Source organism: Mycobacterium sp., assembly GCF_032162105.1.
In the GTDB taxonomy this organism is placed as follows: domain Bacteria; phylum Actinomycetota; class Actinomycetes; order Mycobacteriales; family Mycobacteriaceae; genus Mycobacterium.
Genome location: NZ_JAVRPS010000707.1, coordinates 1 through 6,586 on the forward strand (window position 1 = coordinate 1; position 6,586 = coordinate 6,586).

The window sequence follows — 6,586 nt, forward strand, 5'->3', positions numbered from 1 at the left end:
CGCCGTCGCGCCGGCACCGGCCACGATCAGCACCGTCACGACCGGACCGACCTGGGTGACCGCGCCGAAAGCCGCACCGGCACCGGACAGGTCAGCCGCCCCGAGCTCGCGCAACAGGATGTTCAGCGTGAAGGACACCAACACCGTGAACGGGATCGCCACCAGCAACGTCGGCGCCAACGACACCTTCGCCACGAACCAGCACTGCTCCAAGAACTCCCGCCACTGAAACGGCCGCACGAAGATGAACCTGACGGCGTCCGCGCCCATCTTGAACAGTCCGCCGACGGCCGCCATCGACCCGGCCAAACCGTTGGGCAGCGCGATCCCCGTGGACCAGCGCTCCGGCCCCTTAACCGCCATTGGCCCTGGGTCCTTCCAGAATTGTCACCGCGGATACCGCCTTGAGCGCTGATCGACCAGCGCCTGGTGGAACTGCTCGAGGCAGTGGATCCTCAGGTCGGCGTCGGTGGCGGGGTTGATGGAGGGGAACGTCCGCTGCGTCTCGACGAGGATTCCGTCGATCAGCATGCGCCGACCGGCGGGCGCCTGAGACGGGGCGGAACCCGTCTCCGCATGCCCGCCACTCGAGACCGTCGACGTCTCCGACATCCACACTCCTTCACTGTGATGGAAATTTCATTCTCATCACCGGCGAATCATACATTCGCTTGATGAGAACACAAGAATGCGTAGACGACCTAGTCATGCGGGTTGCGCGTGTCGCGGTGGGTCCCGTTCGCGGTGACTAGGTCGGGCTCCTATCTTGGCAATATGGTGCACTACGAGAGCATGATTCTCATATTTGAGAGCAGTATTCTTAGCATTCGTCGGGTCCGTCGCACGGAGGCCCGTAGGTGAAGAACGCCGTCGTCACCGAGCCCGGTCGCGATCCTGGTCAACGGCGTCTTCCTCTGCATCCAGGCGGTGCTGCCCGTTGTTGTTGCACAGTAGAGGGATGGCAGGGAGGACATGATGACGACGAGTGCATGGGCTTGATCCACGAGGACGTCAGCCAGTTGCGCGGCGAGGCCGACGAACGGCAGGTCGCCGGTGTCCGAGTCGCGGCGGTCAGCAGCGGCTGGCTGACGCCAAGCGGTGCGATCCTGCCGCGGGCCGAGTCATGAGCACCGACCCGCGACCCCGGGTGGTGATGGTCGGCGCCGTGCCCATGTCCGGACTGGTCGCCGAGGTGCTCGATCCCCGCGCGGTGATCGTCGCGATCCACGGCGGCGGGACCTCCGCGGCGTACTTCGACTGCCCCGGCCATCCGCGACTGTCGTTGCTGCGCAAGGCCGCATCGCTCGGTTATACGGCGATCGCCCTGGACCGACCCGGTTACGGCGCGTCAGCCCTGTATCAGGACGAGATGACGACGCCCGAGCGGCGCGTCGCGTTGTTCGTCGGCGCGGTCGACAAACTCGCCCCGCCGGGCGGACGCGGGGCGGGATTATTCCTGTTCGCGCACTCGGCAGGCTGCGAACTGGCCCTACGCATGGCAGTCGACGACCGCGGCACCACCGTGCTCGGTGTCGAGTTGGCGGGCACCGGGCTGAACTACCACCCCAACGCGAAAGCCGTTCTGAGCCAGGCAACCACGACGCACCGCCCCGTCGGTCTGCGCGACCTGCTGTGGCAACCCACCGACCTCTATCCCCCCGAGGTGTTGACCGGAGCACTGTCGGCGTCCGGCGTCGCATATGAGGCCGAGGCGACCGCGAGCTGGCCGCGGCCGGACTTTCCGGCGACCGCGGCCAGGGTGCGAGTGCCGGTCGAGTTCAGCGTCGCCGAACACGAAAGCGTGTGGGAGTCCTCGCCCGCCGCCGTCACGGACATCGCGGCGTTGTTCACCGCGTCTCCCCGCGTGGTGATCAACGAAGTGGCCGACAGCGGACACAATCTCAGCGTCGGCCTAGCGGCGGGCGCCTACCACGAGCACGTGTTGTCGTTCATCGAGGAATGTGTGATCGCCCGCGAGGGCACGGATGTCGAAGTGGAGGCGGGTTGATGCGCGTCGGGTTCATCGGACCGGGCAGTCAGGGCGGATCGTCGAGGGAGGTTTCGAGCCCGACGCTGTGGGCGCGCCGGCCCGCATCGGTCGAGCCGTATGCCGACACCGCGGCGAAGGTGGCCGCGACACCGGCCGAACTGGGTGCGGCCAGCGATCTGGTCTGCCTGTTGCGTCGTCGGCGACGACGACGACAAGCAGGTCCTCGACGGCGATACCGAAGTGCTGGCCGGACCGGCGGCGGGCGGCATCGTCGAAATCCACAGCACCGTGCATCCCGACACCTGTCGCGAGATCGCCAAGTCGGCTGCGGACAAAGGTATTTCGGTGATCGATGCGCCGGTGAGCGGTGGCGCCCCCGCGGTTTCGGGAGGGCACCCTGCTGGTGATGGGCGCTCCGCGAAGAACAGAGCGGCGTGATGCGCGTCGGGTCATCGGTGCCGGGCGGATGGGTGCACCGATGGTGCGCCGTCTGGTCGACGCAGGCCACCACGTGCGGGCACTCGGGCGGACCGACGAAAGGCGGCTGGCGGTAACCGAACTGGGTGCTGAGGCCGTTGACGAGATTGCCGGGGCTGCCAGTGACGCCGACGTCGTCGTGGTCTGTGTCTTCACCGACGAACAGGTCAGGCAGACCTGCGTTGACGACGGGCTGCTCGCTGCGATGCGGCCGGGTTCGGTGGTGGTCCTGCACACCACTGGAAGCCCGAACACCGACCGGGGCGGGCCAACTGGTGAAGCTGGTGAACAACACGCTGTTCGCGGCGCAGATCGGGCTTCACCTCGATGGTCGGCGAGTTCATCGGCAAGGACGTGGCCGTCGTCCGCGAAGCGGTCGCGGAACTCGGCACCGACCTGGGTGTTCCTGGACGCCGTCGTGAACGCAGCCATTCCGCACACCGCCAAGTAAGCAAACGGTTACAACGGTGGGCGATTCACCGGTTTTCACCCCGCGAGGGTGCATACTATGGACGTTACGGCAACTCAGCCATTCGTAATGTTGCCGGCCCTGGCCTCAGCGCCGAGGAGAATGCAGTGACCAAGTCCAAACTGGTGTTCAGCCCCGTTTCGCAGGAGTACTTCGACAATCCGTATGAGGTGTACGCACGCATGCGCGTGGAAGCGCCCCTGTACTACGACGAGGAAGAGGACTTCTACGCCCTGACCCGTCACGAAGACGTGGCGGCGGCGTTCAAGGACTACGAGTCCTTCTCGTCGGCCCGCGGCTGCGACCTGGCCATGGTGCGCACGGGCGAGGTACCGCAGATGTCGATCATCTTCATGGACCCGCCCGACCACCGCCACATGCGCAGCCTGCTCAACAAGGCGTTCACTCCGCGAGCGATCCAGTCGCAGAAGGAGACCGTCATCGAGCTGATCCAGCACTACCTGGGCAAGGCGGATCCGGACAACTTCGACGTCGTCCGGGACTTCTCCGGCCCGTTCCCGGTCGAGGTCATCACCCGGATGGCGGGCGTGCCCGAGGACTTCCGCCAGCAGCTCCGGCACTGGATCGACACCAGCTTGCAACGCGAGCCGGGACAACTCGGTTTCAGCGAGAAGAACATGCAGGCCAACATCGACTCAGGCATGTACTACTACGGCCTGGTGCAGGAGCGGCGGGAGAACCCGCAGGACGACATGATCAGCCGGCTCACCGCCGCGCAGATCCCGTGCGAGAACGGCGAGATGCGCAACCTCGACGACATCGAGATCGCCGGTTTCACCACACTTCTGGGCGGCGCGGGGGCCGAGACCGTCACCAAGCTGGTGGGTAGCGCCATCGTGGTCTTCGCTGAGCACCCCGACCAGTGGCAGAAGCTGCTCGACGACCGCAGCAAGATCCCCGCCGCGGTGGAGGAACTGCTGCGCTATGTCGGCCCGGTGCAGTACAACGTCCGCTACACGTTGAATGAGGTGACGGTTCCCAGCGGAACCATCCCCGCAGGCAAGGCGGTGTTCCTGATGGGCGCCTCGGCCAACCGCGATCCCGACGCCTTCACCGACGGCGAGACGTTCGACATCGACCGGGACCGCTCGCAGGCACAGAATCTCGGGCTCGGCTATGGGATCCACAGCTGTCTCGGTGCTGCGCTGGCCCGGATGGAGAGCGCCGCCGCGCTGGAGCACCTACTGGACTTCATGCCGCGCTACGAGGTCGACTTCGACGGCCTGGAGAAGGTGCACATGCAGAACGTCGCGGGATTTCACAACGTGCCTGTGAAGGTGTTGCGGTGACGCGCAAGATCGACGTCGACTTCGGCCTCTGCGAGAGCAACGGGGTGTGCATGGGCATCATCCCTGAGGTGTTCGACCTCGACGATCAGGACTACCTGCACGTGCTCGTCGACGAGGTGACGCCCGAGAACGAGGCGCAGGTGCGCGAGGCCGTGCGGCAGTGTCCGCGGCAGGCCATCGCGATCCGCGACTGACTCTGCGGCTGCTCGGTCGTGGTTTGTATCGGTTCACAGCGGCGGCGAGGCGGCCATGACTCGATAGCCCTCTTGAACACTGGGGTACCGCGGCATCCACCCCGTGACGTCGCGGAGCAGGGCGTTGCGGACCCGCAGCGTCCGAGTGATCGAGGTCAGTCGATCGCCGAGCAACAGACCGAGTCTCCCCGTCGGGGTGACCCACTGCGCCACCCCGACGGCGTCCGAACATGCCTGCGCGTATTCACGTTTGGTGACGGTCGCGCGATCGGCAAGATGCTCATCGACCTGAGCTGACTACCGCCTAGACCAATCCCCGCAACCGCTCGATGAGTTTGACGCGGTCGGCACGCGTCTCCGCGATCGGCACCACATTCAGCGTGGTCACCCCGGCCTCCCGGAACGCCTCCACCCGCTCCTTGACGAATCCTGCAGTGCCGATGAGGGATACGTCGCGCACCAGATCGTCGGGTACGGCCTTGGTGGCGCCGTCCTTGTCGCCGGCCAGATACAGCTGCTGAATGCGGTCGGCCTCGGCGCCGTAACCGTAGCTGGTGGCCAGCGCGTGGTAGAAGTTCCTGCCCTTGGCGCCCATGCCGCCGATGTACAGGGCGATGTGCGGTTTGACGAATTCACGCAGCGGCTCGACGTTTTCGCCGATGGCCAGAGCCGGGCCTGCGTAGACGTCGAGCTCCCCCAGTGCCGGGTCGCGGTTGGCCTTGCCGGTGGCGAGTGCCTGGCCCCACACCTCGTTGGCCCTTTCAGGCAGGAAGAAGATGGGCTGCCAGCCTTCCGCGATCTCGGCTGCCAGCTCGACGTTCTTGCGGCCAAGCGCGGCCAGCAGGATCGGGATGCGTTCCCGGACGGGCTCATTGATGAGCTTCAGCGCCTTGCCCAACCCAGTGCCACGGCCGGCGGGAAGCGGGATGGTGTAGTGCTCGCCGTCGAACTGCAGACGCTCGCGCCGCCACACCCGCCGGCAGATGTCCACCACCTCGCGGGTGCGGGCGACCGGCGCGTCATAGGCCACGCCGTGGAAGCCCTCGATGACCTGTGGCCCGGAGGCCCCCAGCCCCAGGGTGAAGCGGCCGTCGGAGACGTAATCGAGCCCTGCGGCCGTCATCGCAGTCAACGTGGGAGTCCGGGTGTAGAGCTGCATGATGCCCGACGCCAGGTGCACCCGCTGGGTGCTTGCCGCCAGGTAGCCCAGGGCACTCACCGCATCGAACGAATACGCCTCGGGCACGAAGACGATGTCCAGGCCGGCACGCTCGAGGTCGGCGACCTCAGCGGCCACCTCCTTGAACCCGCCCGCATAGTTGATGCCCAGTCCGATCCGCATGGTCATCTGGCCTCGACTGCTTCCCGTTGAATCCGCTCGAACTGTGCGCCCATCGCCTCGGCTAGCGCCTGCGCGCCGGAGAGCGGCCGGACCATCACCATGAAGTCGTCGATCAGGCCTTCGTCGTTGGTGTGCAGAAAGTCGCAGCCGGTGATCCGTTTGCCCGCCACCGTCGTCTCGAAGATCAGCGCGTGGTCGCGGCCGTTGTCGTCGGCGATCTCGCGGACGTAGCGGAAGTCCTCGAACACCCGCATGACACCGCGCAGGATGGCCTCGGTCAGCGGCTTGCCCGGGTAGGGAGTGAACGCGACCGGGCTGGTGAAGACGACGTCATCGGCCAGCAGTGCGGCGATCGCCGCCTCGTCACGGGCCTCGACTGCTCGACGGAACGGATGCATTCGACACTCCATAGTCAATTCATTGATTAGGTGTGATTGACACTAAATACCCGTCGCCATTCTGTCCAGGTGTTGATAATCACTTTGTTGACTATTCGCATCGAGGTAGCCTCCGTGCGTGGCGTTACGAGACGCGGTACTAGCTGCCCTGCTTGAAGGCGAATCGTCCGGATACGACCTGGCAAAGAGCTTCGACGCGTCCGTCGCGAACTTCTGGACGGCCACCCCGCAGCAGCTCTACCGCGAACTCGACCGGCTGGCCACCGACGGGTTCATTGCAGCGCGGGTGGTGCACCAGGAGCGCCGCCCGACCAAGCGGATGTACTCCCTGACCGAGGCCGGACGTGACGCAATACGGGAGTTCACCGCCAAACCGCCGAAGCCCTCCACGATTCGCGACGACTTG

At 65.8% G+C, this 6,586-nt stretch carries 11 protein-coding genes and 1 pseudogene; 7 read left to right on the forward strand and 5 right to left on the reverse strand.

Annotation, left to right across the window (positions count from 1 at the left end; genetic code table 11):
• Both QOC69_RS35840 and QOC69_RS35845 read right to left on the reverse strand, forming a co-directional pair.
• On the reverse strand, nt 1-363 hold a 363-nt coding region (locus tag QOC69_RS35840; protein ID WP_526447550.1), incomplete at its 3' end, for an ABC transporter permease.
• A 24-nt stretch (nt 364-387) separates the two neighbouring features.
• Entirely contained in the window at nt 388-612 is a 225-nt protein-coding gene (locus QOC69_RS35845; protein WP_526447552.1) for a hypothetical protein, read from the reverse strand.
• Nucleotides 613-989: 377 nt separating this feature from the next.
• Here QOC69_RS35845 and QOC69_RS35850 point away from each other — a divergent pair, with 377 nt between their 5' ends.
• The 6 genes and pseudogenes from QOC69_RS35850 to QOC69_RS35875 all read left to right on the forward strand — a co-directional run bounded on the left by QOC69_RS35850 (nt 990) and on the right by QOC69_RS35875 (nt 4,440).
• Entirely contained in the window at nt 990-1,127 is a 138-nt protein-coding gene (locus QOC69_RS35850) for a hypothetical protein (protein WP_526447568.1), read from the forward strand.
• Nucleotides 1,124-2,008, forward strand: a complete 885-nt coding sequence (locus QOC69_RS35855; RefSeq protein ID WP_526447554.1) for an alpha/beta fold hydrolase — start codon at nt 1,124-1,126, stop codon at nt 2,006-2,008. The genes QOC69_RS35850 and QOC69_RS35855 overlap by 4 nt, the downstream gene beginning before the upstream one ends.
• A pseudogene (locus QOC69_RS35860) lies at nt 2,008-2,383 on the forward strand (NAD(P)-binding domain-containing protein); the annotation flags it as partial. The gene QOC69_RS35855 and the pseudogene QOC69_RS35860, both read left to right, overlap by 1 nt.
• Nucleotides 2,384-2,456: 73 nt before the next feature.
• The gene (locus QOC69_RS35865) at nt 2,457-2,918 is read left to right on the forward strand and encodes an NAD(P)-binding domain-containing protein (RefSeq protein WP_526447556.1); all 462 of its coding nucleotides are present in this window, start codon (nt 2,457-2,459) and stop codon (nt 2,916-2,918) included.
• Nucleotides 2,919-3,043: 125 nt separating this feature from the next.
• Complete coding sequence (locus QOC69_RS35870; protein WP_526447558.1) at nt 3,044-4,246, forward strand: cytochrome P450; 1,203 nt, start codon at nt 3,044-3,046, stop codon at nt 4,244-4,246.
• Nucleotides 4,243-4,440, forward strand: a complete 198-nt coding sequence (locus tag QOC69_RS35875; protein ID WP_526447560.1) for a ferredoxin — start codon at nt 4,243-4,245, stop codon at nt 4,438-4,440. The genes QOC69_RS35870 and QOC69_RS35875 overlap by 4 nt, the downstream gene beginning before the upstream one ends.
• 33 nt (nt 4,441-4,473) lie before the next feature.
• Here the strand turns inward: QOC69_RS35875 and QOC69_RS35880 are convergent, their stop codons facing one another.
• The 3 genes from QOC69_RS35880 to QOC69_RS35890 all read right to left on the reverse strand — a co-directional run bounded on the left by QOC69_RS35880 (nt 4,474) and on the right by QOC69_RS35890 (nt 6,180).
• Nucleotides 4,474-4,653, reverse strand: coding sequence for a hypothetical protein (locus tag QOC69_RS35880; protein WP_526447561.1), 180 nt, complete (start codon nt 4,651-4,653; stop codon nt 4,474-4,476).
• Nucleotides 4,654-4,744: 91 nt separating this feature from the next.
• The gene (locus QOC69_RS35885) at nt 4,745-5,782 is read right to left on the reverse strand and encodes an LLM class F420-dependent oxidoreductase (RefSeq protein WP_526447567.1); all 1,038 of its coding nucleotides are present in this window, start codon (nt 5,780-5,782) and stop codon (nt 4,745-4,747) included.
• A gap of 2 nt (nt 5,783-5,784) precedes the next feature.
• Nucleotides 5,785-6,180 (reverse strand): nuclear transport factor 2 family protein, encoded by a 396-nt coding sequence (locus QOC69_RS35890; RefSeq protein WP_526447563.1) that lies wholly within the window; start codon nt 6,178-6,180, stop codon nt 5,785-5,787.
• 118 nt (nt 6,181-6,298) lie between these two features.
• Here QOC69_RS35890 and QOC69_RS35895 point away from each other — a divergent pair.
• Nucleotides 6,299-6,586: PadR family transcriptional regulator (locus tag QOC69_RS35895; protein ID WP_526447565.1), on the forward strand; the 288-nt coding region annotated here is incomplete at its 3' end.

Bases quoted from the DNA above. Each gene is read 5' to 3' on its own strand.
- QOC69_RS35855 (WP_526447554.1), top strand. From the start codon at position 1,124: ATGAGCACCGACCCGCGACCCCGGGTGGTGATGGTCGGCGCCGTGCCC.
- QOC69_RS35850 (WP_526447568.1), top strand. From the start codon at position 990: ATGGGCTTGATCCACGAGGACGTCAGCCAGTTGCGCGGCGAGGCCGAC.
- QOC69_RS35865 (WP_526447556.1), top strand. From the start codon at position 2,457: ATGGGTGCACCGATGGTGCGCCGTCTGGTCGACGCAGGCCACCACGTG.
- QOC69_RS35845 (WP_526447552.1), bottom strand. From the start codon at position 612: ATGTCGGAGACGTCGACGGTCTCGAGTGGCGGGCATGCGGAGACGGGT.
- QOC69_RS35890 (WP_526447563.1), bottom strand. From the start codon at position 6,180: ATGCATCCGTTCCGTCGAGCAGTCGAGGCCCGTGACGAGGCGGCGATC.
- QOC69_RS35885 (WP_526447567.1), bottom strand. From the start codon at position 5,782: ATGCGGATCGGACTGGGCATCAACTATGCGGGCGGGTTCAAGGAGGTG.